Annotated in this window: 33 protein-coding genes; 1 reads left to right on the forward strand and 32 read right to left on the reverse strand. The window is 32.5% G+C overall.

Annotation, left to right across the window (positions count from 1 at the left end; genetic code table 11):
* Positions 1–13: 13 nt before the first annotated feature.
* Both selD and EQM13_RS11635 read right to left on the reverse strand, forming a co-directional pair.
* Positions 14–1,042: a selenide, water dikinase SelD gene (selD, locus tag EQM13_RS11630; RefSeq protein WP_114218109.1), complete on the reverse strand. Its 1,029-nt coding sequence runs from the start codon at positions 1,040–1,042 to the stop codon at positions 14–16.
* 14 nt (positions 1,043–1,056) lie between these two features.
* Positions 1,057–1,665 (reverse strand): helix-hairpin-helix domain-containing protein, encoded by a 609-nt coding sequence (locus EQM13_RS11635; RefSeq protein WP_071138965.1) that lies wholly within the window; start codon positions 1,663–1,665, stop codon positions 1,057–1,059.
* 166 nt (positions 1,666–1,831) lie between these two features.
* On the opposite strand from EQM13_RS11635, the gene EQM13_RS11640 reads away from it, so the two are divergent.
* Entirely contained in the window at positions 1,832–3,097 is a 1,266-nt protein-coding gene (locus tag EQM13_RS11640; protein ID WP_128752739.1) for a D-alanyl-D-alanine carboxypeptidase family protein, read from the forward strand.
* A 64-nt stretch (positions 3,098–3,161) separates the two neighbouring features.
* Here EQM13_RS11640 and EQM13_RS11645 read toward each other — a convergent pair whose 3' ends face one another.
* The 30 genes from EQM13_RS11645 to EQM13_RS11790 all read right to left on the reverse strand — a co-directional run bounded on the left by EQM13_RS11645 (position 3,162) and on the right by EQM13_RS11790 (position 26,846).
* Entirely contained in the window at positions 3,162–3,542 is a 381-nt protein-coding gene (locus tag EQM13_RS11645) for a RidA family protein (RefSeq protein WP_071138963.1), read from the reverse strand.
* A gap of 12 nt (positions 3,543–3,554) precedes the next feature.
* Positions 3,555–3,923 carry a ribosome silencing factor gene (rsfS, locus tag EQM13_RS11650; protein ID WP_114218113.1) on the reverse strand — a complete coding sequence of 123 codons (369 nt, stop codon included), beginning with the start codon at positions 3,921–3,923 and terminating at the stop codon, positions 3,555–3,557.
* A 21-nt stretch (positions 3,924–3,944) separates the two neighbouring features.
* Positions 3,945–4,895, reverse strand: a complete 951-nt coding sequence (locus EQM13_RS11655) for an LCP family protein (protein WP_071138961.1) — start codon at positions 4,893–4,895, stop codon at positions 3,945–3,947.
* Between the two features lie 7 nt (positions 4,896–4,902).
* Entirely contained in the window at positions 4,903–5,475 is a 573-nt protein-coding gene (gene yqeK, locus EQM13_RS11660) for a bis(5'-nucleosyl)-tetraphosphatase (symmetrical) YqeK (protein ID WP_114218115.1), read from the reverse strand.
* 15 nt (positions 5,476–5,490) lie between these two features.
* Complete coding sequence (gene nadD / locus EQM13_RS11665) at positions 5,491–6,099, reverse strand: nicotinate-nucleotide adenylyltransferase (protein ID WP_128752741.1); 609 nt, start codon at positions 6,097–6,099, stop codon at positions 5,491–5,493.
* A 46-nt stretch (positions 6,100–6,145) separates the two neighbouring features.
* Positions 6,146–6,436: a ribosome assembly RNA-binding protein YhbY gene (gene yhbY / locus EQM13_RS11670; RefSeq protein ID WP_071138958.1), complete on the reverse strand. Its 291-nt coding sequence runs from the start codon at positions 6,434–6,436 to the stop codon at positions 6,146–6,148.
* 21 nt (positions 6,437–6,457) lie between these two features.
* Positions 6,458–6,640 carry a hypothetical protein gene (locus tag EQM13_RS11675; protein WP_071138957.1) on the reverse strand — a complete coding sequence of 61 codons (183 nt, stop codon included), beginning with the start codon at positions 6,638–6,640 and terminating at the stop codon, positions 6,458–6,460.
* A 25-nt stretch (positions 6,641–6,665) separates the two neighbouring features.
* A complete protein-coding gene (obgE, locus tag EQM13_RS11680) occupies positions 6,666–7,949 on the reverse strand; it encodes a GTPase ObgE (protein ID WP_128752742.1) in 1,284 nt (427 codons plus the stop codon).
* Between the two features lie 210 nt (positions 7,950–8,159).
* On the reverse strand, positions 8,160–8,450 hold the full coding sequence (gene rpmA, locus EQM13_RS11685; protein ID WP_071138955.1) for a 50S ribosomal protein L27: 291 nt from the start codon (positions 8,448–8,450) through the stop codon (positions 8,160–8,162).
* Positions 8,451–8,453: 3 nt separating this feature from the next.
* Positions 8,454–8,801: a ribosomal-processing cysteine protease Prp gene (locus EQM13_RS11690; RefSeq protein ID WP_071138954.1), complete on the reverse strand. Its 348-nt coding sequence runs from the start codon at positions 8,799–8,801 to the stop codon at positions 8,454–8,456.
* Between the two features lie 4 nt (positions 8,802–8,805).
* Complete coding sequence (gene rplU / locus EQM13_RS11695) at positions 8,806–9,117, reverse strand: 50S ribosomal protein L21 (protein WP_114218120.1); 312 nt, start codon at positions 9,115–9,117, stop codon at positions 8,806–8,808.
* 134 nt (positions 9,118–9,251) lie between these two features.
* Entirely contained in the window at positions 9,252–10,472 is a 1,221-nt protein-coding gene (locus EQM13_RS11700; protein WP_071138973.1) for an Rne/Rng family ribonuclease, read from the reverse strand.
* A 22-nt stretch (positions 10,473–10,494) separates the two neighbouring features.
* Complete coding sequence (locus tag EQM13_RS11705; protein ID WP_071138952.1) at positions 10,495–11,193, reverse strand: TIGR03936 family radical SAM-associated protein; 699 nt, start codon at positions 11,191–11,193, stop codon at positions 10,495–10,497.
* Positions 11,190–13,025 carry a TIGR03960 family B12-binding radical SAM protein gene (locus tag EQM13_RS11710; RefSeq protein ID WP_071138972.1) on the reverse strand — a complete coding sequence of 612 codons (1,836 nt, stop codon included), beginning with the start codon at positions 13,023–13,025 and terminating at the stop codon, positions 11,190–11,192. The genes EQM13_RS11705 and EQM13_RS11710 overlap by 4 nt, the downstream gene beginning before the upstream one ends.
* A 103-nt stretch (positions 13,026–13,128) precedes the next feature.
* On the reverse strand, positions 13,129–13,800 hold the full coding sequence (locus EQM13_RS11715) for a murein hydrolase activator EnvC family protein (protein ID WP_071138951.1): 672 nt from the start codon (positions 13,798–13,800) through the stop codon (positions 13,129–13,131).
* A gap of 124 nt (positions 13,801–13,924) precedes the next feature.
* Entirely contained in the window at positions 13,925–14,203 is a 279-nt protein-coding gene (minE, locus tag EQM13_RS11720; protein WP_114218121.1) for a cell division topological specificity factor MinE, read from the reverse strand.
* Positions 14,204–14,215: 12 nt separating this feature from the next.
* Entirely contained in the window at positions 14,216–15,010 is a 795-nt protein-coding gene (minD, locus tag EQM13_RS11725; RefSeq protein WP_071138949.1) for a septum site-determining protein MinD, read from the reverse strand.
* A gap of 16 nt (positions 15,011–15,026) precedes the next feature.
* Complete coding sequence (locus EQM13_RS11730; protein ID WP_071138948.1) at positions 15,027–15,650, reverse strand: septum site-determining protein MinC; 624 nt, start codon at positions 15,648–15,650, stop codon at positions 15,027–15,029.
* An 86-nt stretch (positions 15,651–15,736) separates the two neighbouring features.
* Positions 15,737–19,078: a penicillin-binding transpeptidase domain-containing protein gene (locus tag EQM13_RS11735; RefSeq protein ID WP_128752744.1), complete on the reverse strand. Its 3,342-nt coding sequence runs from the start codon at positions 19,076–19,078 to the stop codon at positions 15,737–15,739.
* 2 nt (positions 19,079–19,080) lie between these two features.
* A complete protein-coding gene (gene mreD, locus EQM13_RS11740; RefSeq protein ID WP_161567237.1) occupies positions 19,081–19,581 on the reverse strand; it encodes a rod shape-determining protein MreD in 501 nt (166 codons plus the stop codon).
* 14 nt (positions 19,582–19,595) lie between these two features.
* Positions 19,596–20,435 (reverse strand): rod shape-determining protein MreC, encoded by an 840-nt coding sequence (mreC, locus tag EQM13_RS11745; protein WP_071138945.1) that lies wholly within the window; start codon positions 20,433–20,435, stop codon positions 19,596–19,598.
* A gap of 11 nt (positions 20,436–20,446) precedes the next feature.
* On the reverse strand, positions 20,447–21,478 hold the full coding sequence (locus EQM13_RS11750; RefSeq protein ID WP_071138944.1) for a rod shape-determining protein: 1,032 nt from the start codon (positions 21,476–21,478) through the stop codon (positions 20,447–20,449).
* Positions 21,479–21,502: 24 nt separating this feature from the next.
* Positions 21,503–22,216 (reverse strand): RadC family protein, encoded by a 714-nt coding sequence (gene radC, locus EQM13_RS11755; protein ID WP_071138943.1) that lies wholly within the window; start codon positions 22,214–22,216, stop codon positions 21,503–21,505.
* 34 nt (positions 22,217–22,250) lie between these two features.
* Complete coding sequence (locus tag EQM13_RS11760; RefSeq protein WP_128752747.1) at positions 22,251–22,832, reverse strand: nucleoside triphosphate pyrophosphatase; 582 nt, start codon at positions 22,830–22,832, stop codon at positions 22,251–22,253.
* A gap of 12 nt (positions 22,833–22,844) precedes the next feature.
* Positions 22,845–23,369: a Gx transporter family protein gene (locus EQM13_RS11765; RefSeq protein WP_240662928.1), complete on the reverse strand. Its 525-nt coding sequence runs from the start codon at positions 23,367–23,369 to the stop codon at positions 22,845–22,847.
* Positions 23,370–23,384: 15 nt separating this feature from the next.
* Positions 23,385–23,765 carry a NusG domain II-containing protein gene (locus EQM13_RS11770; RefSeq protein ID WP_128752748.1) on the reverse strand — a complete coding sequence of 127 codons (381 nt, stop codon included), beginning with the start codon at positions 23,763–23,765 and terminating at the stop codon, positions 23,385–23,387.
* Between the two features lie 190 nt (positions 23,766–23,955).
* Positions 23,956–24,507: an ATP-binding protein gene (locus EQM13_RS11775; RefSeq protein ID WP_071138940.1), complete on the reverse strand. Its 552-nt coding sequence runs from the start codon at positions 24,505–24,507 to the stop codon at positions 23,956–23,958.
* Positions 24,504–25,229 (reverse strand): PHP domain-containing protein, encoded by a 726-nt coding sequence (locus tag EQM13_RS11780; RefSeq protein ID WP_128752750.1) that lies wholly within the window; start codon positions 25,227–25,229, stop codon positions 24,504–24,506. Before EQM13_RS11780 ends, EQM13_RS11775 begins: the two co-directional genes overlap by 4 nt.
* A 1-nt stretch (position 25,230) precedes the next feature.
* Positions 25,231–25,560, reverse strand: coding sequence for a DRTGG domain-containing protein (locus tag EQM13_RS11785; protein WP_071138938.1), 330 nt, complete (start codon positions 25,558–25,560; stop codon positions 25,231–25,233).
* A complete protein-coding gene (locus tag EQM13_RS11790; RefSeq protein ID WP_128752752.1) occupies positions 25,557–26,846 on the reverse strand; it encodes a [Fe-Fe] hydrogenase large subunit C-terminal domain-containing protein in 1,290 nt (429 codons plus the stop codon). The genes EQM13_RS11785 and EQM13_RS11790 overlap by 4 nt, the downstream gene beginning before the upstream one ends.
* Between the last annotated feature and the right edge of the window lie 22 nt (positions 26,847–26,868).

The raw sequence follows: 26,868 nt of genomic DNA on the forward strand, positions 1-26,868 counted from the left end.
CTGTCCTCTCTTTTTATTCCACTATAATTGAGTGGCTTTCTTTTTTTAATACTTCTCCAATAACATTATACTCAAGGGAAGTCCTTTCCAATTCTTTCAACAACACCTCTAAGTTTTTCCTCTCCAAAGAAATCAACAGTCCTCCTGAAGTCTGAGGATCATACATGACGTCCTTTATTTCTCTCGGAATTTCAGATTTGAAAAATACTTTTTCTCCCACATGTTTTTCATTGGAATAAGCCCCTGCAGGTACTAAACCCATTTGGGCATATTCCAACACATTTTTTATTATGGGTAAGCTTCTGTAATTTATTTTTATTGTAACATTGCTTCCCTGTGCCATTTCCAAAGTATGACCTAAGAGTCCAAAGCCCGTAATATCCGTCACACTGTTGGCTCCCGCTTTAACTGCCGCATCTTTGGCTTCTTTATTTAATGTCGTCATAACTTTAACTGCTTCGTTATACGACTTTTCATCTGCCATTTCACCTTTTATTGCAGTATTTACAATACCGATACCTAAAGGCTTTGTAAGCACAAGAACATCTCCTGATTTTGAATTGCTGTTGGTAAATATCTTATCAGGATGAACAAATCCTGTTACAGAAAGTCCATATTTCGGTTCATCATCTTCTATAGTATGGCCTCCTGCTAAAGCTGCTCCTGCCTCGTGAACTTTGTCATATCCCCCTTTAAGTATTTGAACCAATATATCCGGTGATAAACAATTTGGAAAACATACTATATTTAATGCCAATTTAGGTTCCCCACCCATGGCATAGACATCACTTAATGCATTTGTTGCCGCTATCTGTCCAAAAGTATAAGGATCATCAACAATTGGAGTAAAAAAGTCCAAAGTTTCTATTACAGCCACTTCATCGCTTATCCTATATACACAGGCATCATCAGAGGTATCGAGACCTACTATTATATTGTTATCATAAGATTGTGGTAACTGGCACAAAACTTGTGCCAAGGCATCCGGCCCCATTTTTGCTGCTCAACCAGCTTTTTTTGTCAATTGAGTAAGCCTGACCATATTATCCCTCTTTTCTATTTAACGATTATATATTCTTTAACGCTTTCAAATTTTTTATCTCCAATTCCTGAAACATTCTTTAAATCTTCAATAGTTTTAAATTTATTATTTTCTCTATATTCTATAATTCTATCGGCCAATACTTCTCCTATACCGTTCAAAGTCATCAGCTCTTCTTTATCTGCATTATTAATATCAATTTTATCATTTTTTTCACCATTAGTCTGATCTTCAGAATAATTTTCAATTTCTTCTCCGATTGCAGGTATGTAGATTTTTTCTTCATCTTCCAGCTTCTTAGCAAGGTTTATTTTATCAATATCTGCATCTTTTTTCAAACCATCTGCCTTATCTACTGCATCCTTCACCCGATCTCCCTTTTGCATTTCATAGACTCCGGGTTTGTACACTTCGCCGCTGATATGGATCATTATACTTTCTTCTTGATCTTTTGTAATATCATCCTCTATTTCATATTCTTTCTCATCCGCTTCATCAACTGTTTTCTCTTCTGACAAAGAAATGACATTGTCTTTTTTATCAAATTTCAAAATAGTTATAAAAACCATTAATACAACTATTATTAGTATAACTATTTGTTCTCTCTTTGTAAAGGAACTCATCTTTATACCCCCTAAAATATATTCCCTATTCCCATATTCTATTTTATAGACATATTTCCTCTTTTTTAAAAAAATTTGTCCATATTAAAAAATTATACATACTATTAAAAAAAAACATTTTTTTTGGTATACTTAAATAAGTACAAAAAAAAGGTAGGTGGAAAGTTTGAAGAAAATAATATCGTTTTTTTTATTTCTATTATTAATAACAAGTTATAGCTATACATTCGCTGATGATTTATCCATTACTGGAGAGAGCGCTATCCTAATAGATGGGGATACAGGCCAAATTTTATATGAAAAAGATCCTCACAAGCTTCTCTACCCTGCCAGCACTACTAAGATAATGACAGGAATATTAGCTATCGAATTGGGAAATCCCGAAGACGTTATCACCATTGATGAAGAAGTTGTGGATAGGACTGACGGGTCCCATATTGCTTTAGAACCCGGAGAACAATTGACACTACACGATCTTCTTCGTGCTCTTTTGATTCAATCCGCCAACGATTCCGCTGTTGCCATTGCCAAATATATTTCAGGAAGCGTTGAGAGTTTCGCAGATTTGATGAATAAAAAGGCAGAAGAAGTGGGAGCACTAAATACACATTTTAATAATCCTAACGGTCTGCCTGATGAATCACATCAGACCACTGCTTATGATTTAGCTATGATGGCTAAATATGCAATGAAAAACGATACCTTTAGAAGTATCGTTAAAAACTATACATATACGATACCAAAGACAAACAAAAAAGATGAGCCACGGCATCTGCAATCAAATAACAGATTGTTATATAGTAATGAAAAAATTGATGTAAACGGCAAATTAGTCCCTATTAAATATGACGGTATAATCGGTATAAAAACAGGCTTTACTAATGCCGCTCAGCAATGTCTTGTGGCGTCTGCCGTGAGAAACGGCAGATATTTAATTTCGGTAGTACTGAAGTCAACAGGGAAAAATATATATTCGGATACCCATAAGTTATTGGACTACGGTTTTGACAATTTCAACGAGGTCAATCTCTCCTTTAAAAACGAATTTATCAAAAATATAGAAATAGACAATGGATCTTTAAACCTTGTTGCGGGAGTTACCGATAAAAATTTAAGTACATTGATTCCTAAGAATTCTTCTGATAAAATAGAAAAAAAGATAAACCTTCCCAAAACGATTGAAGCTCCTATAAAAAAAGGAGCGGTTTTAGGGAATATAGAATATTTTTTAGGCGGGAAATCCATAGGAAAAGTAAATGTTGTATCCACTGTTAATGTTGAAAAAATACCTACAACTAAAATCTTTACAACTTTCATATTCCATAATTTATGGATACTTATATTGGTATTATTTTCTATCTTATTATTAAGAAAAATAATAAAATACAATAAAAGAAAAAGAAGAAAAAGGAGAAGAAACAATTACCTCTAAATAAAAAAATCCCGTTAGATAAACGGGATTTTTTTAACCATAAGAAAGTCATGTCCTTCCTATTTTATTTAAATGCTGTTGCCTCTATTTCAATTTCTGCATTCTTCGGCAATTTGCTTACCTCAACACAAGTTCTTGCAGGTTTGTGCTTATTAAAATATTCTCCATATATTTCGTTTACAAAGCCAAAATTATTCATATCAGTTATAAAAATAGTTATCTTTACTATATCCTCTAATGTAAAACCGGCTTCAGCAAGTATTGCCTTAATATTTTCAATACATTGTTTTGTAGCTTCCTTAATATTACCTTCTATAAGTTTCTCATTCTCAGGATTTATAGGCAACTGGCCTGATGTAAAAATCACATTATTCGATACTATCCCCTGAGAATAAGGTCCTATTGCCGAAGGTGCCTTATTTGTTGATACATAAGATTTACTCATAAATATCTCCTCCTACAATTTTATTGCATTTAAAAAACGACCGTTGTCAATTTCCTCTCCATCTGACCAAAGTCTTTCCAAATTATAAAATTCTCTGTCCTCCCTGTGAAAAACATGAACAACAATATCTCCAAAATCCAAAAGAATCCATCTGCTTGACTTATAGCCTTCTTTATGAAATACATTAAAACCATTATCACTCATCTTTTCTTCTATTTCATCTGAAATAGCGGCAACCTGAGTAGTAGAATTCCCACTTGCTATTATAAAATAATCAGCAATGGACGTCAATTTTGATATATTCAATGTTTTAATATTAAAAGCTTTTTTATCATCACATGCTTTAACTATTATAGATATTCTCTTATCAATATCTTCCAACCACTATACCTCCTGTAAATATTAATTTGGTTCTGTCAAATCTTCAGATTGATTTTCTACAGTTTTATGTTCTAAGAACATATTGTTAACTATGTCTTCATTCTCCTCTTTATATAACACATAATAGGATACTCCGTCTATGGTTTTCGGTTCGCCTTGAAGAGTCGCTGTTTGTATATTGTCAACATCAATTTTATTAAACTTCAAAGCAAATTTCGTTAACAAATCAAAAGGAATATTTGTATCCACATTGGAATAATAGCTCTTAATCATCCCTGGAACTTTTGTAATATTACTGGGCTTTAAAGCCTGGCTTATGGCAGCCTTAACAAATTCCTGCTGTGCTTTTATTCTTCCTAAATCTTGATCTTTATATCCCTTTCTGTATCTTAAAAATTCCATAGCCTTGTCCCCATCAAGAACCTGATTTCCTTCCTTCAAATGAATATGAAGAGGAGGATCCGCAGTAGGATCGTCATAATTCATATCCATAGGGACATTCATTTCTACTCCGCCTATTAACTCAACAACATCTTTAACTAATTTATAATCTACTCTGACATAATAATCTAAATCTATACCCAATAAATCTCTTACGGTTTTCACGGATAATTCCGGTCCTCCATAAGCATGAGCATGGTTGATCTTTTCTTCATTTTTTCTTCCTCTTATAACAACTCTTGAATCCCTCGGAATCGAAAGTATTGATACTTGACCACTTGATTTGTCGACTTTGCAAAGCATCATAGTATCGGATCTTTCCTTATCCCTTTTAGTAATATCTTTAGAATCTATACCCAACAATAAAAAAGTAAGTTCATCCTGATCATCTGCAAGCCTCGTTAAAAAATTACCTCCATTTTCATCATTACCATCCTTCTTAAAATTAATCCAATAATAAATAGCCCCTGAATAAATCAATACAAATGCCAAGAAAGAAACTAAGAACGTTCTCAAAAATTTTTTCTTCATTTCGACCTCACTCCGAATCTTTTTCTAATATAAGATAATTTCTTGCTTTAATTGTATCAAGATGAATCAATATTTTCTTGTCTACAATATACTTTATAGTATTATCCATAGATTGTATCAAGCTTTCATTTAAATCCACAAAAGCCAATTCTCTAACACGTTCTACTCCTTCAAAATCTCTGTTCGGTTCAATATAATCTGCTATATATACTATTTTTTCAAGTAAGGACATATTTTCCTTTCCAGTAGTATGATAATATATCGCGCTCAATATTTCCTTATCATGAACATCGTACACCTTTTCTGCTATTTTAGCCCCAAGGGGTCCATGGATAAGGTCTATATTATGTTCCATAACATTATCTAAAATTATATCAAAATCATCAATCATTTTCAAATAATTTTTTTTATCCTGCAATTTCCCGCAATCATGAAGTAAACCTGCCATTCGAGCCTTATCCATATTACAGTTATATATCTTCGATAGTTTCACGCTTGTTTCCATAACCCCTACAGAATGAATATATCTTTTATAGCCTATATCGTCTATAAGCCTTTTTTCAATCCATTTTTCTATCATTTTAACACCTCTTAATTATCTGTACAACCTATTTTTCTTTATGTAAGCTTCAACATCCAAGGGTAAATAATACTTTATGTTCTCTCCATTTTTTACTCTTTTTCTTATATCCGTGGAAGAAATATCAATATATGGGGTTGTAACTGAAAATACAATTTTAGAATATTTATCATTAATCTCATTTATTCTCTCTTCAAGAAGAGAATATTCTATACCTACTCTTTTAGCAACAATAAACTTACTTTCTCTTAACAGTTCTTCTGAATTTTTCCATTTATCTATATTTATTAAAGAATCAGCTCCAATAATAAAAAATATCTCGGATTTCGGATACCTCTTTTTGAAATATTTAATTGTATCTATAGTATAAGTTAGCCCTTCTCTTTTTATTTCTATATCTGATATATAGAAATAAGGATTGTGCATAATGGAAAGAAGAGTCATTTCATATCTATGCTTTGCTGAAGTTACATTCTTAAGATTTTTATGGGGTGGTTCTCCTGTAGGAACAAATATTATCTTATCTAAATCAAAATTAACCCTCGATTCTTCAGCGATTATTAAATGTCCAATATGTATAGGGTCAAAAGTACCTCCCATAATACCTATCTTATTGCTCTTCATATATAAATCCCTCCAATACACATATAAAGATTGGCAAAGCCAATCTTTATGGAAGTTCTATTTTCTTTTTTTCCTTAGACTCTCTATAAATAATAAATTTATTCCCTATACTCTGAACAAATTCTGCTCCTACTAACTCTGAAATTTTTTTTGCCATTTCATCTGTCTCCAAAAAACTATTATTCAATACTTTAATTTTAATTATTTCTCTTGATTCCAATGCACTATCCACTTGTTTAATAAAATTATCGGTAATTCCATTTTTACCTATTTGAAAAATTGGTTCTATACTATTTGCTATAGCTTTTAAAAAGCTTCTTTGCTTCCCTGTTAACAATAGGAACACTCCTTCTTATCTTTAAACTTCTACTTCTTTTCTGGTTTTTCTTCTATGGATTTCATAACCTTTAGTTCCCTTTTTCCACCCTGATCTGGACTTTTCTTCTGGTACATAATTCTTATTTATAACAACTTCCCCCTTCGCAAGGCAATAATAGGTAGGCTGATTTTCTTTACAATTTCCACAATTCATACATTCCATAAAACCTTTCTAACCTCCATTTTATCTATTCAAAAAATTCGAATTCATGATCACAGATGAATACCGATTCGTTTTCCCGTATGCCTAACCTTTTTAACTCATCTACTATTCCCCTCTTTCTCATAGTATTCTGAAAATATCTAAGTGAATCAATATCATCAAAATTAGTTGAGTATAAAAGTTTTTCAACAAAACTTCCTTCTACAATATACTTCTCATTTTCCTTTTTAACTATTATGTCATCTTTATTATTTTTATTACCTTCTTCTCCACTAAATTCTAACACTTCGTCAAAAGTTTTATAATCCCTTTCTATTTTGAGCAACCTGTTCCATATATTATATTTAAGGGCATCTATTCCTTCCTTAGTAACCGAAGATATTTTAAATACCTCAAAACCTTTTTCCTTAAGTTCATTTTCAATGGAAAAGCTTCTTTCCATTGCACCCGGAATATCCATTTTATTTAAAACTACAATTTGATATTTATCCGATAATTTTTCATTGTATTTAAACAGCTCATCATTAATTTTATAAAAATCATTCAAAGGGTCTCTCCCTTCAGAAGCAGAGCCGTCCAATACATGAACTATAAGCCTTGTTCTTTCTATATGGCGAAGAAAATCATGCCCCAATCCTACTCCTTCGGCAGCTCCTTCTATTAGTCCCGGAATATCTGCCATAACAAAACTTTCTCCTTCTCCAATATATACTACCCCTAAATTAGGCTCTAACGTAGTAAAAGGATAATTCGCAATTTTAGGTTTAGCAGATGACAATATAGATAAAATCGTCGATTTGCCTACATTAGGAAAACCTACCAATCCTACATCAGCCAAAAGTTTTAGTTCCAGTATTATATTTTTTTCATCCCCCTTTTCACCAGCTTCAGCAAACCTCGGTGCTTGTCTGGTAGAAGTAGCGAATTTGGCATTTCCCTTACCGCCTTTTCCGCCTTTAGCAATAATAAACCTTTGATTTGCTTCCTTTAAATCCGCTATTACTTTCTTTGTTTCTCCATCTTTAATTAAAGTTCCTGCAGGAACTTTAATTAGAAGATCTTTTCCTTTTTTCCCATACTGCTTTTTTGTTTTTCCATCTTCTCCATTCTCGGCTATATATCTTCTTTTATATCTAAAATCCATTAAAGTTCTGATACTTTCACTGGACTCAATAATTACACTTCCTCCATCTCCCCCGTCTCCCCCGTAAGGGCCGCCTGAGGGCTCGAACTTTTCTCTTCTGAAAGAAACTGCTCCGTTTCCGCCCTTTCCTGCTTTGACAAATATACTGGCTGAATCAATAAACATATAATCATCCCTACTTTTATTTTCAATATTGCCTTGTTCTTTAGTAATTTAATTATATCAATTTTACATGGTCTGTCAATATTTATAGAAATATTTCTCTTTTATTGTTTTCTTTTAACAAAAATTTATGCGGTATCTTCTCTGATTTCTCCTCGTCTCAGAAAAAACACCGCAATCTTTACAAAGCTTGTTAAAAAAGTAAATGCGAACTTAGGCCAACTCTTCTTTTTTATATATGCTTACCTGCTTTTTATCTTTTCCTTTTCTTTCAAATTTAACTACTCCGTCTATCTTTGCAAATAATGTGTCGTCTCCGCCTCTTCCTACATTAATTCCCGGATGAATTTTAGTTCCTCTTTGGCGTACCAATATATTTCCGGCCAAAACAAATTGTCCGTCTCCTCTTTTTACTCCGAGTCTTTTAGATTCACTGTCTCTTCCATTTCTTGAACTTCCTACTCCTTTTTTATGAGCGAACAATTGTAAATTCAATTTTATCATTAATTACACCTCCTCATCCTCAAGCCTTACATTTTCAGGGTAACTTTCCATCAAATTTTTAATTCCCAATTCCATAGTGCTTAAAACTATATAAACATTATTTCTTTGTACCTCATTCAGATTTCCCTGAAGCAAAACTTTCAATATTCCTTCTTTATCATCAATATAGTATTTAATATTCTCTTCATCGACACCACATACTTCATGTAAAGCTATAAGTGAATTTTGAGTTAGTATCGATACAGCAGCACATACAATATCTCTCCCTTTACGGGAGTAACCAGAATGACCTTCAACATTGTATCCTACTATACCTCCTTCACTGTTTCTCAAAATTTTAACTTTAATCACGGCATTAACCTACAATCTTTTCTACTTTAACCTTTGTATATGGTTGACGATGGCCTTGTTTTTTTCTATAATTCTTCTTCGGCTTATATTTGAATACAATTATTTTCTTGCCCTTGCCTTGTTCCAAAACAGTACCTTCAACTTTAGCATCGCTTATATACGGATTCCCGATTACCGAATCATCATCCTTTGCTATGAAAAGTACTTTTTCAAATTCAACTTTTTCTCCTTCTTGAAGGTCAATTTTTTCAACAAGTACTATATCTCCTTCTTTAACCTTGTATTGCTTTCCACCTGTTTCAATAACAGCATACATAAAAAACACCTCCTCTAACCAGTCTCGCCGATGCAAGGTGCCTAAGCTTTAATACCTTCACCGAGCGGCTACTTCCGAAATTAAATTGTATCAAAATAAAACTTTTTTGTCAACAATCTTTGAAATTTTACTTTTTATATTCTTCCTCTTCCTCCACACATAGGACATATGGAAGTAAGCTTTGATGACAGAGTATTCCTTGCTTTTTTCCTTGTCATTTCAACAAGGCCCAAATTCGTTATTCCATATAAATTTGTTTTCGTTCTGTCTTTTTTCAATACTTCTTTCATCTTTTCCATAACTAAATTTATATCCTTTTTGTTTCTCATGTCAATAAAATCAATGACTATTATTCCTCCGATATCCCTTAATCTTATCTGCTTACCTATTTCTTCTGCCGCCTCCATATTAGTATTAAACACAGTACTTTCCAAACTTAAATCCCCTGTATATTTTCCCGTATTTACATCTATTGCCGTCAGTGCTTCCGTTTCATCAATAACTATATATCCTCCGCTTTTTAATTTAACCGTCCTTTTTAATGCTCTGCTTAATTCTTCTCCTACATTTTTAAAACTCATAATATCCAAATTTTCATCTAATATTATCTTGTCTGTCAAATCTGCAGAAACCGATTTCACTAATTTCGATATGCTTTTATATATTTTCCTGTCATTTACAATAACATTATCCATATTATTTAGTATCACGTCTCTGACAATTCGTTGGGTGATATCCATTTCCTTATATAATAACTTAGGGCAGGGAAGAAAATTTTTTTCCATTTCAATTCTTCTCCATATACCCATAAGAAATTTCAGTTCTTTTTTTATTTCCTCCTTATCAGCTCCCATAGAAGCCGTTCTCAAGATCATCCCGATACCTTCAACTTTAATCTCCTTAGCTATATTAAAAAGCCTTCTTATTTCCTCTTTGTCCTCTATTTTTTTAGATATATTTATTCTATTATTAAAAGGAGTAAGGACCAAATACTTCCCGGGAATAGTAATATGAGTTGTAACCTTAGGTCCCTTGTTTTGAAATGATTCTTTAACTACCTGAACTATTATTTCTTGCCCTGCCTTTAACGCTTCCCCAATGGAAACATTTTTACCGGAAGAAATCATGGGTTTGGGAATTACGTCTTTTATATATAAATAAGCATTCTTACCAATTCCTATATCAACAAATGCTGCTTCCATACCCAGAAGTACATTTTTCACTCTTCCCCTGTATATATTTCCCACAATTTCATCTTCCGGTTCTTCTTCTATATAATATTCAACTAATTTATCCTCTTCCAATATGGCTACCTCGGTTTTTTTGTTATTATAATATATTAAGATATAATTCATAAAAAAGATGCCCCCTGTCATTTCATATAATGTTGAATATGGAATTTTCTTTTTCTCCATACATATCAATCCTATGAATATTTACACAATAATCATCCAAGGACAAATGATAAAAATCAATAAACGAGGAAAGAAAATCTTTAGGTTTTAAATTTCCATTTTCTGATGTTTTAAGTAAAACATCTAAAACAATTATCCTGTCTTCTTTATTTTTTAAGACGATATTTCCAACTTGAGGTCTTATGTTTTCAATCTTTTGCTGTAATCTCCCTTTTTTCTTCCTTTCTTTCACAAATTCAATGCTATCGCAATTTAGATAATCCTTCATAAGTTTTTTAATTTCGTCTTCTGTCAATTCTTCTTTGATTTTAAATTCTATTTTATAATAACTCCACTGTATAACGGAGGACAAAGACGGTTTATCCTCCACATATTTTCCACAAATAATTCTAATATCTTCAGGCAATACTTTATTCATGGATTTTATAAATTCATCTATGGAAACTTTCCTTTCCAAATCGACATCCATATACTCTCCATCACTTGATATTCCTAAGGACAAAGGTGCCCCTATAGAAAACTTAAGATGAGGATTAAATCCTTCAGTATGTTTAACCGGCATATTACACCTTTTAAATGCTCTTTGAAACAATCTCATCAGATCCAAATGAGAGATATATTTCAAATAATTTTTTTTAGTGAACTTAATTCTTAAATTCAATCACATACACCACCCGAAAAACTTTCTTTGATTCCGCAATCGTTGCAGGCTAATCTACAATCTTTTGTCAATTCGCCCTTTAGAGATTTTTCATACTCCCTAATCAGATATTTCTTTGATACCCCTATATCTATAAAATCCCAAGGAAGCACCTCATCGGTTTTTCTTTCTCTCAATGCATAAAAATCTCCATCTATATTCATTTCTTTAAAGGCTTCCATCCATTTATCAAATTTAAATAAATTACCCCAACCATCAAACTTACATCCTTTTTCCCAAGCCCTTATTAAGACCTTACCTATTTTTCTGTCTCCTCTGGCAAGAATTGCTTCTAAATAACTCAACTTAGGGTCATGATAATTAAATGTTACCTTCTTATCCCTTATACTATTTCTCAATAAGGAAATTTTTCTGTTAAATTCATCTAAGGAATTCTGTCCCACCCACTGAAAAGGTGTAAAAGGCTTTGGTACAAAACACGCGGCACTTGTAGTGATTCTCAAATTTCCTTTTCTCCTTTCGGAAGGTGTAGCAAAAAACAAGTCCTTTACTTTATAAGATAAATCCTTTATTCCCAGGATATCCTCATCCGTCTCGGTGGGAAGTCCAATCATAAAATACAGCTTAATGGATGACCAGCCCTCACTAAAAGCATAAGTGGATGTCCTTATAAGGTCTTCTTCTGTCACTCCCTTATTAATTACATCTCTAAGCCTTTGACTTCCTGCTTCCGGAGCAAAAGTCAAACCCGTTTTCCTTACTTTTTCGATTTCTTGTATTACATCTAATTGGAAAGAATCCAATCTTAAAGACGGAAGGGATACTCCAACATCATCCTTTTCGAATTTTTTCATAAGTATTTTAATCAGATTTTCCAGCTGAGAATAATCACAGGAACTCAAGGAAGTAAGTGAAACATTATCATATCCGGTTTTTAATATTAGTTCTTCTGCAGTTCTTACAATAGTATCTACTTTTTTTTCTCTTACAGGCCTATATATCATTCCTGCCTGACAAAACCTGCAGCCTCTGCTGCAGCCTCTAAATATTTCAACAGGTACTCTGTCATGTACTATATCTATATATGGAACTATCAACTTATCGGGATAATATACATTATCAAGATTCTTGATTATTCTTTTTTTAACTTTAGAAGGAACATTATTATACTTAGGTATAAATTCTCTTACTGTTCCGTTATCATTATAAGAAACTTCATAGAATTTAGGAACATATACTCCCTCTATTAAGCAAACTTCTCTTAAAAATTCATCTCTTGATTTACTTTCCTTTTTCCACTTTTTAAATTTTTCGGTTATCTCAAAAAAAGCTTCTTCACTTTCCCCCATAACAAAAAAATCCATTATTTCCCACAAAGGTTCCGGGTTATAAGCACAAGGCCCGCCGGCTATAATAAAAGGATCTTCCTCTGTCCTGTCTTCCGAAATTATAGGAATACCGCCAAGATCAAGCATATTGATAATATTGGTATAGCTCATTTCATATTGAAGGGTAAATCCTACAAAATCAAATTCATTTATAGGAACCTTGTTTTCAAGAGTAAACAGGGGAATCCCTTCTCGCCTCATTCCATTTTCCATATCAGGCCAAGGGGCAAACACCCTTTCGCAGGCAATATCATCTTCTTTGTTCAATAAATTATAAATAATATGAAGGCCTAAATGAGACATTCCAACTTCATAAACATCTGGAAAAGCAAATGCAAATTTGACATTTATATTGTTTAAATCCTTTTTAACGGAATTCAATTCCATTCCTATATATCTTGCAGGTTTTTCTACTATAGGAAGAATCTTATCCAATTTCTCCACATTAATCAATTAATCCTCCACCTTCCTATTTTTCATAAGTAATATAATACCACTTTTTATACTTTTTTAATAGATTAAAAGCAAAATCAAGATGATTTTGCTTTTAAAAATTAATATATTCTTCCGGATTTACAGGTTCCCCCTTCACTCGTATTTCAAAATGTAAATATCTATTTCCTTCTTTAAGGTTTCCAAGGCTTCCAATCTTTTGTCCTTTAGCGACTTTGTCCCCTTTTTCAACATGAACTTCTTTCATCTGACCGTAAACGGCACTGATTTCTCCATAATCTACGGTAACAAAATATCCCAAACTATTTTTGTCCTCAATATCTGATACGGTTCCGTCGCCGATAGAATAAGCTACTCCTTCACTTGCAGGAATTATATCAATTCCGTTGTTAAAAACCTTATTTTTTACTTGTTTCCCTTCTCCAAAGTATTTATATATTTTTCCCTCCATCGGAACAATATATTCCTCTTTCCCTTGAAAACTGTTGAACACGGTTACAATTTTATCAGGTATCTTAATCTTGTTTTTAGCAAAATCAATTATCTTTTTACCGTCCTTTTTAATTTCAAATTTATAATTAACCCCTTTATCTATAATCCTTATAACATTATTGGAAAAATTAGAATTAATCCTTTTTAAAATTAAAATGATAATGATTATTATTAAAATGATAATCATTCTTTTTATCTGTTTTTCATAAAATCTTCTGTCCTTATAAAATTGCGTATTTATCCTAAAAATTTTGTTTAAATTTTTAATATTCATATTATCCACCTGCCTATCAATATATTAATAGAATATTTTAAACAGACAGGTTTTATTACTAATAATATTCTTCTTTTTATCTTAAAAAAACCCTAACCTCCGCAGTTAGGGCTTACAAACACTATTATGATTTATTTTTAATCTTTAATATGGGAATGTTGGCTACCAATGCCGGAATAGGCATATTATCAGTTTCCCTCCTGGTTCTTGTCATCTTGATATCCAATCCGTCCTTATCAATTTCTACATATTCAGAGATTACCCTTATTATATCTCCTTTAATCATTTCAAGAAATTTAGGCGACAAATCTCCTCTATCATGTACTAAAACAAGTTTTAATCTCTCTTTAGCAATGTTTTTACTGTTCGAGCTACTTTTACTAAAAAATCTTAATAAATCCAAAAAAATCCCCCCTTACCTTCCAAAAAGAATTTTCAATATTTTATTAAATTTTCCCTCATCGGTATTTAAATCAAGAAAATCTACTTTCTCTCCGAGTATTCTTCTTGCAATATTTCTATAGGCCATCCCTGAACGAGCATTTTGATCAGTAACTACCGGCTCACCTTTGTTAGTAGAAATAACTATGGCTTCGTCATCTGGAACAACCCCTAAAAGCTCAATTGCCAAAATGTCTATTATATCATCAATATTCATCATATCTCCCTTTTTAACCATATCTTGGCGAATTCTGTTAACTATAAGCCTTGGATTATGTAAGCCCTTTGATTCCAACAAACCTATTACTCTATCTGCATCTCTTACCGCTGATATTTCCGGTGTAGTTACAACAATAGCTTCATCCGCTCCTGCAATTGCATTTTGAAATCCCTGTTCGATACCGGCAGGAGAATCTATTATTACATATTCAAATTCTTCTTTTAAATTATTACATAGTTCCAACATTTGTTCAGGATTTATTGCGGTTTTATCCTTCGTTTGAGCAGCAGGAAGAAGATATAAACCCTCATATCTTTTATCTCTTATTAACCCTTGCTTTAATCTGCAAACTTTTTCTACTACGTCTACTATATCATAAACAATTCTATTCTCCAATCCCATTACTACGTCAAGATTCCTCAGTCCTATATCTGAATCCACTACTACTACTTTCTTTTCAAGTAATGCTAATCCAGTACCTATATTTGCTGTGGTAGTAGTTTTACCTACTCCTCCTTTACCAGATGTCACAACAATAACTTTGCCCATACTTTCTCCTCCTCTACTATTTATTCTTAAGTAAATAAGGCTCTATTACCACTTCTCCATCACATACTCTGGCTATTTCAGGCCATTTTGAAATATTCACTTCCCCATCGGGTTTTCTTGCAATAATATCAGCTATTCTAAGTTGGGTAGGGTTTAACTCGTAAGCGGCAACAAAAACTTTTTTGTTTCCATCTACTCCGGCATGAGCAATTCCTCTCAAATGTCCAAGTACTACAATGTTGCCTTTAGCCGATATCATCCCTCCCGGATTTATATCTCCCAGTATTACTAAATTGCCAGAATACTCTATAGTTTGTCCAGATCTCACAGTGGTAGTAATAAATTTTGTCATTCCTTCACTTTCATCCCTCAGAAAACCTTCCTCTAAGTTTTCCGAAGCTAAAGCATTTTCATTGATGTCCAATTTATATTTATCATTTATTAATTCCTTAATTTCACTTTTTTCTTCTTCTGTTAAAGCTTTTCCCTTAATATCAGATATTCTCCCTCCTTTGAAAAATGAATTCGACCTTTTCAGCTTCCTATCTAACTCATTTTTTATTAAAGAAAAATTCCCATCCTTTATATATATACATATTCCATTTCTTGTTCCCTTAAAAGAAACCAACTCATTGCTCATCTGCAGACCTCCAACAAATAACACTATTAATATTCTTCATTTAATTTGTAATTCCTTCTTTATTAAAAAATGAATTGGAAGGTGGACTACCTTGACAATTCATTTTCTATTGGTAACACTTCTTTTTGTTCTTCCTCTTCATTTAGACCAAGATATTCAGCTATAACATCTCTTGCTATTGGGCCGGCATAACCTCCGCTTCCTCCTTGAAATATTACTACCGATATGGCAATCTGAGGGTCATCGTATGGTGCAAAGGCCACAAACCATGCATAATCATCATAGGTATCCAATGTAACGGGATTAATACCGCTTTTTTGTGCCGTTCCCGTTTTAGCAGCCACTTTCACTGGGAATTTAGAAAATATGCTCTTTGCCGTACCTTCTACGGCAACCTTTCTCATCGCATATTTAACACGTTCCAAATTCTCATAATCGTTAAGCTTTATCTTGTGACCCGAATCTTCTCTTTTATATTCCACTGCAGAATTATCATAATTTTTTATTGAGTCAACCACTGACATCTTATGAAGATATCCTCCGTTTGACAAAGTGGCTATATAATTTGCCATCTGTATTGGAGTATAAGAATTTTGCCCTTGTCCAATAGTAATATTAAGAGTATCGGCTATATTCCAACCTGCCTGATTTAAATAAGTATATTTAATTTTATCGGCTAACCCTTCTCTTTCTCCCTCAAGCCTTTTTTCAGGATCTATTCCCATTTTATCCAATCTTTTTATTACTTCCGTTCTGGATAAAAGCTCTTCATTTCCTACCCAACTGATTATTTCATTTATTACTTCTTCTAAATCCTTATCGTCTAATTTTACGCCATCTTTTACATATTTATTTATGTTTTCTTTAAGATATCTTTTTAAAATGCCCTTAGTACTTGCAATCTTTTTACTTGGATCAGGAACTCCACCATGAGCTTCCGCCGGAACATCTATTTCTATTCCCGTTTTATCATTCAACCCAAATTTTTTAGCCATATTGGTGATATCCTCAATATCCAGCTTAATTCCAATACTTTCTCCTGTCCTTTGATTTTTTCCGAGAGCTAAGGTATAAAAGTAATAGTTACAGGAATCTCTTATAGCATTATATACATTTTCATTTCCATGACTTCCTCTGCCATTTTTCCATATCAGGCATGTAAATCTCTTATTGCCTATATCTACATAACCCATATCTCTGATGGTCTTATTAGGATCCATACCTTTCTCCAAAGCCGCCATAGCGGTAACCATCTTAAAAGTGGACCCAGGCTGAATAGCCGTTTGTAAAGCAACATTGTATAAAGGCCTTGGTGCTAAAGTGTCCTCCTCGTTTTCGGGAAAGAGGCTTTCCCAATCTGAATTTGATATTCCTGTGGAAAACATATTTGGATCATAGTCCGGATAATTGGCTAAGGTCAATATTTCTCCGGTTTTTACATCTGTGGCAACCAAAGCTCCGCTTGTTGCATTGACATAAGGTCGTCCTTTTTTCTTATTGGTTCCAAATTTATAATTTCCCCACTTGCTTTCGTAAACTCCGCCTTTTTGAATTGCTTCTATGCCCTTTTTAAGAGCGGCTTCTGCTACCTCTTGTAGCTTCGCATCGATAGTAAGATATAAATTATCTCCCGGTGTGGGATCTTCCTGACTGATTGTATTAATTGTATTTCCAAAGGCATCAACCTCCACAATTTTTTTGCCTTCTTTTCCTTTCATCTGATCTTCATACTTTTCTTCTATTCCCGTTTTTCCTATTATATCATTGGGAGAATAGCCGTTTTCTTCAACGTATTTTTTTATTTCATTAGATTGAGATATCTTTCCTAAGTATCCTAATATATGAGATGCAGTATTCCCGAGGGGATAATATCTTATCGGTTCAATAGAAACCTGAACACCTGACATATCCATTTTTCCCTCTTCCAATTTTGCTACAGTTGAATCCTTTATCCCATATGCGATATTAATCGGTTGATAAGCTCTATAGCCTTGGCTGTTCAACTGATCCAATATTAAAAGCATAGGTCTTACTTCATATTCGCTAAGTTTTTTATCTATTTCAAATTTATCTCTCAAAAAGTAAAAAGCTTCTTCCGCACTGCTTTTTTTTGGAATATTAAATTGGCTAAACCAATTATTTTTATTATTTATACTTACATATTGTAAATTTGAAACGGATATCTTGGGATTAACACCATTATTCAGCAAAACTTCCTGAGCAATATTTTTAACTTTCTTATCCAATATGGTTTCTTTTAACGCACCTGTTTTTTTACCCAGCTCTATTAAAACGTTTATAGGTGTATCAGAGCCTGAAGAACTATTGTCTTTGAATTTGTAAATCAAGCCCGTCTTTTCCTCATTCAACTCATAAGTAACGGGACATTTAACATTCTTCTCTTCGATCTTGGAAATTAATATTTTACCCGGAATTATAGTCTCCGTAACTTTGCCCTTATCATCTTTTTCCTCTACTACCTTTTCCAATAAATTATTAACGGAAGTCTGCATTACTATATTCACGAAATCATCTTTTGCACTACTCTTCATCGTTATATTATTATATTTCTTCATGAGAGATCTTTTCTGACTCTCATATTCCTCGTCAAATGTTAAATCAAAAGGCTGAATTTCAATATCGTCTACATATCCTTTACTTTTTAATAAATCATAAGTTAATTGTCTGGATATAGGATGATCTATTATTTTTCTTATAATGTTTCTGTCATTACCTATAAGGCTAAGTATACATTCCTCGGGAGACGATTTAAGAGGCAGTTTGTTCTCCGTCTTCCATTCATCTATGTCTTTCCCCTCCTCAAAATTAAAAACAACCCCTCCGTCAGCAAGAGAAATTTCTATAGGCATGTCTATTCCTTTGCTCTGCAGAGCATGAATAGCTTTATTCCCTGTTAAGAACTTAAAATTTTCGTTATCAACATAAAATGTATTTAATATTTGATGAAGAAAATTATTATTAATTATTATATCAATGATTTTTTCTTCCGGATCTTGGTTCTCATTATTATATGAGTCTTCATTTTTGTATTTAAAAACATTCATTTCTATAGGAAATTCATCTATATAATTAACGCCATCCTCCTCTAAAAGTCTTGACAAATTTAATACTGTTTTATTTCTTTCTTTTTTATCCTTTAAATTCAATTCATCTTTTAAAATCTGAACAGTAAAACTTGGCTTGTTCCCTGCCAACAGCCGTCCATACCTGTCCCTGATTTCTCCTCTCGGTGCGGTAATGGAAATTTCTTTCAGTCTTTTATTATCGGATATATCCCTATAATAATCTCCCTGAACTATTGTTAATCTTGCCAATTGAAAAAAAAGAACAAAAAATACTGCAAAGATAAAAATCATCAGTATGTTATATCTGTCCTTTAATTTATCAATAAGTTTCACAGAACTCACCTCTATTTTCCTCCAAATTTAATGGAAGAAACAGTAAATTTCTTCAATAACCATTTATATAATGGAATTGATAAAATAACATTATATATTATTTCAATAATTATAACATTTCTTATAAGATCATAAAAATAAGAATTCATTGATAGAAAATACATTATTATAAAATACAGGAGATGATATATAACCGTTCCCAGGGAAATAAAAATAAAAGGTGCGATTAAGCTATCCTTATATATTTTAGTTTCCATAATTCCAATAAAATATCCTATTAAAAAATATATAAGAGCATTTACCCCAAGTACAGGACTAAAAAAAATGTCCTGAAGAAATCCTGCGATTATCCCTACCACAGCTCCCTCCCTTTTTCCGTTCAAAATAGCTAGGGATACTACAATTATCAAGGCAGTATTAGGAACAACCCCTAATACTGCTATATGTGGAATAATCGTACTCTGCAATATGAAGTTGAAAATAACAATGCATAAAATAATTAACCAGCGCAAATTTCTACCCCTCATTATTTATTAATAATTATATATACTTTATATATCTTTTTAAAATTTATGGCCGGGTCCACTAAAATACTTTTCATCAAATTTTTTTCATCTTTTTCTACTTCGGTCACTTCTCCGACATATAAATCTTTCACAAAACCTTCTCCAAGTCCGGAAGTAAAAAGCTTGTCTCCTTTAACTATATCTGCATCACTGTCAAATAAATATCCTGACAACTTTCCATCAACACTTCCCGATAAAATCCCTCCGTCTTGAGTTCTTATTATCTTATAAGAAATATCACTATTTTCATCTATTATAGATATAACCTTTGCCCAATTATCTCCTACATCTGAAACTCTTCCTACCAATCCTTCTTGCACAACATTATTTTCAATTTCTATTCCCTGAACAACTGTGTCACCCTTTTTTATTCCATCTTTTAGTCCTTTATCTATAACAAATCTGTCAAACCAATTTCCAGGTTCTTTTGCAATGATATTAGCACCTACCAAATTATATTTTGTATTATTTAATAGCTGTTCTTCTTTCTGAAGATAATCTGCTTTAGAAATAATATTTTCATATTCCCTATTTTTATTTTCTAATTCTGCTACTTTTTTTCTGAGGTTTTCATTTTCCTCCTTTAAACGAAAAACATTCTTTACAGAATCTATTCCATTAACAACCTTATTACTTGCAGCAGAAAAAACTTTTTCCACCGGAGAAAAAATATTTCCTATTATTCTCTCCACGGAAGTCAACTGCATTCTTTCAGAACCCGTTAACCCGATGATGGCTATTAGAATGATAGTAATTGAAATAACTATCATTCTATCTCCATATTTTTTTAGAAATGACATAATTATCACCACTAACCAATTCTATTATTATTGGACGACGTCCTTTTAAGCACATCTATGCTGCCTAAAGTTTTCCCCGCCCCCAAAGCCACACAATCTAAGGGGTTTTCCGCTATATATACAGGCATTCCCGTTTCTCGGCTTATAAGCCTATCAATCCCATCAAGTAAAGCTCCGCCTCCGCTTAATGTTATTCCCTGCTCCATTATATCAGATGCAAGTTCCGGAGGAGTCTTCTCAAGAGTAAATTTTATAGCCTCTACTATATTATTAACCGGCTCCTTCATTGCTTCATATATCTCTGAAGAACTTATCTCTATAGTATTCGGAAGTCCGCTTATCAGATCCCTTCCTCGTATACTCATCTTCGTTTCTTTTTCCTTAATATCAGCCGAACCAATGGAAATTTTCACTTCTTCCGCTGTTCTTTCACCAATCATCAAATTATATTCCTTCTTAATATAATATACGATAGATTCATCTAATTCATCTCCGGCAATTCTTATAGAACGGCTGGTAACTATTCCTCCCAAAGATATGACTGCAACTTCCGCTGTACCTCCTCCTATATCTACGATCATGCTTCCGGTTGCTTCGTGAACAGGAAGACCTGCTCCTATTGCTGCGGCCATAGGCTCTTCTATTAAATAAGCCTCTCTTGCTCCTGCATGAATAGTAGCTTCTTCTACAGCTCTCTTTTCCACCTCGGTAACACCTGATGGAACACATATTACCACTCTCGGCTGAAATATTGTTTTCTTCTGAATTGCTTTTCTTATAAAATATTTAAGCATATTCTGCGTTATATCAAAATCAGCAATAACTCCGTCCTTTAAAGGTCTTATAGCTACTATATGTCCCGGAGTCCTGCCTATCATTTTCTTTGCCTCTTCGCCTACTGCTAAAACCTGCTTTGTATTTGTCTGAATTGCTACTACAGAAGGCTCTCTCAATACTATTCCTTTTCCTTTCATATATACCAAAGTATTTGCTGTTCCTAAATCTATACCCATATCTTTCGTAAAACTACTGAATAAGCCCATATATTGTTCCTTCCTTTCTTCTCCTTAAATTATACTTCTTTCCTTAAAACTTACATATCTATTATCACCAATTATTATATGGTCTAACACCGTAATCCCGACAATATTACCCGCTTCTATTAGTCTATTAGTAATATTGATATCTTCAGGACTGGGATTTGGATCTCCACTTGGGTGATTATGTATTAAAATAATGGAATTTGCACTCTTTCTAATAGCCAAATTAAAAACTTCCCGAGGATGCACAATGGAAGAATTCAAATTTCCAACAGAAATTGTTTCAATACTTATTATATTATTCTTTGTATTTAATATCGCTATTTTAAAATATTCCTTTTTTAAATATCTCATCTCCTCCATGAGCAGATTTACTAAAACCTCAGGAGAACTTACCTGGATTTTTTCCATATTATAATTATATTGAGATGAAATTCTCTTTCCCAGTTCGACTGCAGCGACTATCTGTGCTGCTTTACAATATCCGATTCCCTTGATTTGGGTTAACTCTTCCTGTTTAACATCAGACAAATATCCGATTCCGTTTTGATCCATGGATAATATCTTCTGAGCCAAGTCCATAGCGGTATCATCTTTATGCCCGGTTCTTATGATTATGGCCAAAAGCTCCGAATTAGATAAAAAACCTACACCATGCCTTTGAAGCTTTTCCCTTGGTCTCTCTGAAACAGGCCAGCTTTTAATCGTATAATTCCCTAAGGTTACATCTTTTTTCTCCATAGGATTTTCTACTCTCCTTGAAAATAATGTTTTTTCATAATAAACTTATATTAAAATATTTTTCTAAAAGATAATCAAGTTTAAAAACCGGCATACCTACTACATTAGAATAACATCCCTCAATTCTTTCAACTAATATTTCTCCATATCCTTGTATTCCGTACCCTCCAGCTTTATCCTCATATTCATTGGTTTCTATATAATTTTTGATTTTATCATCACTTAATTTTCTAAACACTACCTTTGTTTTCTCATAATCTATAATTTTAATATTTGAATCTGCCTCTATAATTGATATTCCAGTTACTACATTATGTTCTCTCCCACTCAACAGTTTTATCATATTAAAGGAATCCCACTCATCTTTAGGTTTTCCCAATATCATATTATCTATATAAACAACAGTATCAGCTCCGATTATTATTTCGTGATTTTTAAAATACTTTTCAACACTTTTGGCTTTCTCGAATGATAATGACATAACCGTTTCTTCCGGACTAAAATTTCCCCTTACTTTTTCATTTATAAAACTGGGATATATTTCTAAGTCAATCTTATATTTAGAAAGAATATCCTTTCTCCTTGAAGAAGAGGATGCCAATATTACTTTTCTCATATATAATACCACCTAATCTCTATTAATTCCTATTTTTTTTAAATTTTTTTCTAAATTTTTATTAATATAAATTGAAGAAAGACCAACAAAATATCCTGTAAGAAGACTTACGGGAAGCAATGGGGGTAAATAAGAAAATACCTTAAAATTATTCATTATCAGACTTGCCACTGCCACTTGAGAAACATTATGAGCTACTGCCCCAAATATACTTACTCCAATAAGACTAAATATATTGGAAAAGTATTTATAGACAAAATACATAATTAGGCAACTAAAAACCGAACCTAATAAACTATATATTAAACTGGAAACACTTCCTGTGCTTAACACAAAAGCTATACTCTTCAATATTCCTACAATTAATGCTTCTTTAAAGCCAAATAATACTAAAGTTATCAATATGACAATATTGGAAAGTCCCAGTTTAGCTCCAGGTATAATAAAAGGGACAGGAATAAAGGATTCTATAATACTTAATGCCAATCCCATAGAAACCAGCAATGCCAAAAACAACATACTCCTTATATTTCTCACAAATACCCCGCTTTCTTAATAGCTAAGATAATCTATTTCATTTTCACCATTTTCTCCTTTGATTTCAATTATTAGTCTATTCGGCAAGCAAACTATCGTTTCTCCAGGCTTAGAAATATATCGCTGCTTCACATCTAATTTATCAGGACAATCTGCCTCAATTACTCTAACTTTTTCATCCCCTATTTCTATTAAATTATAACCGTATTTCGTTTTAATTGGTATGGTTTTTCCTACCATTTTCGGATTAAAAGTAATTTTTTTGTACTCCTTCCCATTCACTTGAATACTAATATATTTTGAATTATACGATGTTGCATCTCTTTCCACATATATAATAGAAATTAGGCTTATGATTATAATAATGATTATTAAATATTTATCTCCTTTTGTCAATAGAAACACCTTTCCATTATAAATGAATTAGGTATTATACATAATTAGTTTACCATTTATATTTTTCATTTACAAGCTACAATTTTATGTAAAAATATATAAACAAAAAATACCCTAACTACTTCATAGGGTATTTATAAAATCCACAAAATCAAAGGACAATTGTATAAAAAAGTTTTCCATGGAATCATTAATACATCTTTTTCTTAATTTCAGCTATATTATCGTTAATGTAATCCCTTATCCATAGCAATATATCGGGACTGTTTATATCAACAGAACCAAGAATTTTCTTTATTTGTATCGTATCGAAGATAAACTCATTTTTGTCATAAATATGTTTATAATAAATATCTACGTCTTTATTTGTGTTGATTAAAGTCATTATTGTCTGTCCCATGTTTCCAAGGGGTTCCCTGTCTATGTGAAAATATTTGAAAGAAAATTTTATCCTTGTTCCCTTGCCTTTCACAGATTCAATATTAAAATCTCCGCCACACTGTTTAGCCGCCTGCTCGGTTAATGGAATTCCCAGTCCTACTTTTCTTGTCTTTCTCGTTGTTACAAAAGGGTTAACCGCATTATTGGCAGTATATTCATCCATTCCCTTACCGTCATCATCTATCTCAACAGATAAGATATCATTTTTCGTATCTTCATTTATTACTATAGTTATTTTATTTGCTTCAGCATCTATAGAATTTATGCCCAAATCTAAAACATGAAGTGACAGTTCTTTCATTTTATCCGTTTCTCCTTATTTCTTAGATACCTAAAAACTTCATTTAAATTCAAACTGCTCAATTCCATAAAATTTTCGGCTTCGTTTATTTGCCATAGATCATGGGCATCCGAATTCGTAATGATATTATAAATGCCCTTTATGTTCATTTTTTCTATCATTTCTTCATTGCATTCAGAAGAAATTTCCACAGTGGATATGTCTAAATTTTTTGGAATAAATCCGAGGACAGACAGTATACTGTAAGATTTCCTGTCTATATGGGCAGGAACAATTATTCCGTTATATTTCTTAACTAATTTATCTATTTCATCTATAGAATAGCTGCTGGCACTGGTAAGAAGCTTCTCTTCCCTATATATTACAGAATCCTCTTCATCTAATGCCAGCTGTTGTCCAAAAAATTTTTCTGCATTTTTTATGTCAGGAATACTATCATATATCAGTTTCCCAAATTCCAATCCTTCTTCAATATTCCTAAAATAACAGAGAATATGAACCTCTTCTTTCGTATTTACTTCCATTCCCGGTATCAATAGTATTCCTCTTTTATATGCAATTTTTTCTGCTGAACTTACATTTATCATTGAATTATGATCCGTTATGGAAATAATATTGAGCTTTTTTATATATGCCATATTCACAATATTGTTAGGCGTCATATCATCAGATGCACATGGAGATAAAGACGAATGTATATGCATATCAAAAGAATATTTCATATTAAATACCCAAATTATTTAATTGACAGGCAATTTCATAACTGGTAAGTTTAGATTTAAATAAAGCTACTTTTTCCTCTTTAGCTTTTTCAACAGTATTTTTATCAATTTCCATATCTTCAGCTATGATTATGCCGGACATATTTACTAAAACAGCAACTGCAATAATATTAATATGAGTCTGAATGGTAATCCAAATATTGTTTTCTTTTCCATTGGCCATCACAACACTTAACAAATCTCCTATATATGCTCCGTCGACTTCCCTGTTTTCATCAAATCCCCCTATTGCTTCCAATTTTAAATTTTCAGCTATATCTTTAAGTTTCATATTTCTCCTCCATCATCATTTAATTTTTTCAAATCCTTTATAAATATGCAATCTTTTACTTGGGCAAAACCCCTTATGGTATCTTCCGCCAAAGCATGACAAGTTGGAGCTCCGCAAGAACCGCAGTCAAGTCCCGGTAATGCGTTTTCTATTCTTTTCATTCTTGCCAATTTTTCCATCGCCCTATTTATATCCTCATCTAAATTCAATATTCCCTTCTGTTCAATTTTATTTGTCCAATTTATAATTCCATTTTCTAATATCTTCTTAATATAATCTTCATCAGTATATTTAGTAGCGGTTACATTATATCCTGTATAGTAAGATAACCTTTCAATAATACTTTTAGCTATAAAGGGATTTTCCACATTTAAAGGTCCTCCTACACATCCTCCCATACAAGCTAACCCTTCAAAGTACACTACACTATCAAGCTTTCCAAGTTCCATCTTCTCCAATACTCCTATTACATTTTCAATTCCGTCTACTGCAATATAATTATCTATTCCAATGGATTTACTCTGCCCCCCTACCGTTGCCCAGCTTATCCCATTTACAGTCCCTTTTTCATAATGATTACAGGACTCAATCCTCTTCATCTTTTCAACAACTGGGCCATATATCTTATTTATTGCAATAGCTCCGTTTAATGAAGACTTCTCTATTCCTATGGGTTTCATGATGCTGGTAACCTTTGCAGGACATGATGCCAAACAAAATACTCCTATTTCTTCTGACTTATAACCATATTGTCTCTCTGCAGCTTCTCTTGCCAATCTTCCCGCTATTTCCATCGGAGATTCGACATTAACTATATTTTCTATAAGAGAAGGAAATTTAACTTGTATAAGCCTTAATATTGCCGGGCACATAGAAGATATAATAGGTTTGCGAATATCTTTCCTGTTAATCATATGCTTAATAACATTAGTCAATATATCAGCTGCTATTCCTTCGTCAAAAACACAATCAAAACCTATTTCCCGAATTCCCTCATATACCCTGTCCATATCTACGCTGCTGTTAAATTGTCCATATAAAGATATGCTTGGAATAGCTATATTGAATTTAAACTCCTTTAATCTGCTTAAGTCATCTGTAACAGAATTCTGTGCATGACTTGGGCATACTCTTATACATTCTCCGCAATCAATACATCTTTCCTTTGTAATAACAGCCTTTTTATTTCTGACCCTTATAGCTTCTGTAGGGCATCGTCGCATGCAATTTGTACACCCTATGCATTTCTCATCATTCAATACTACGGAATGAAAATATTCTCTCATTTTTCATACCACCTAATCCAAT

It is taken from the genome of Acidilutibacter cellobiosedens (assembly GCF_004103715.1).
In the GTDB taxonomy this organism is placed as follows: Bacteria; Bacillota; Clostridia; order Tissierellales; family Acidilutibacteraceae; genus Acidilutibacter; species Acidilutibacter cellobiosedens.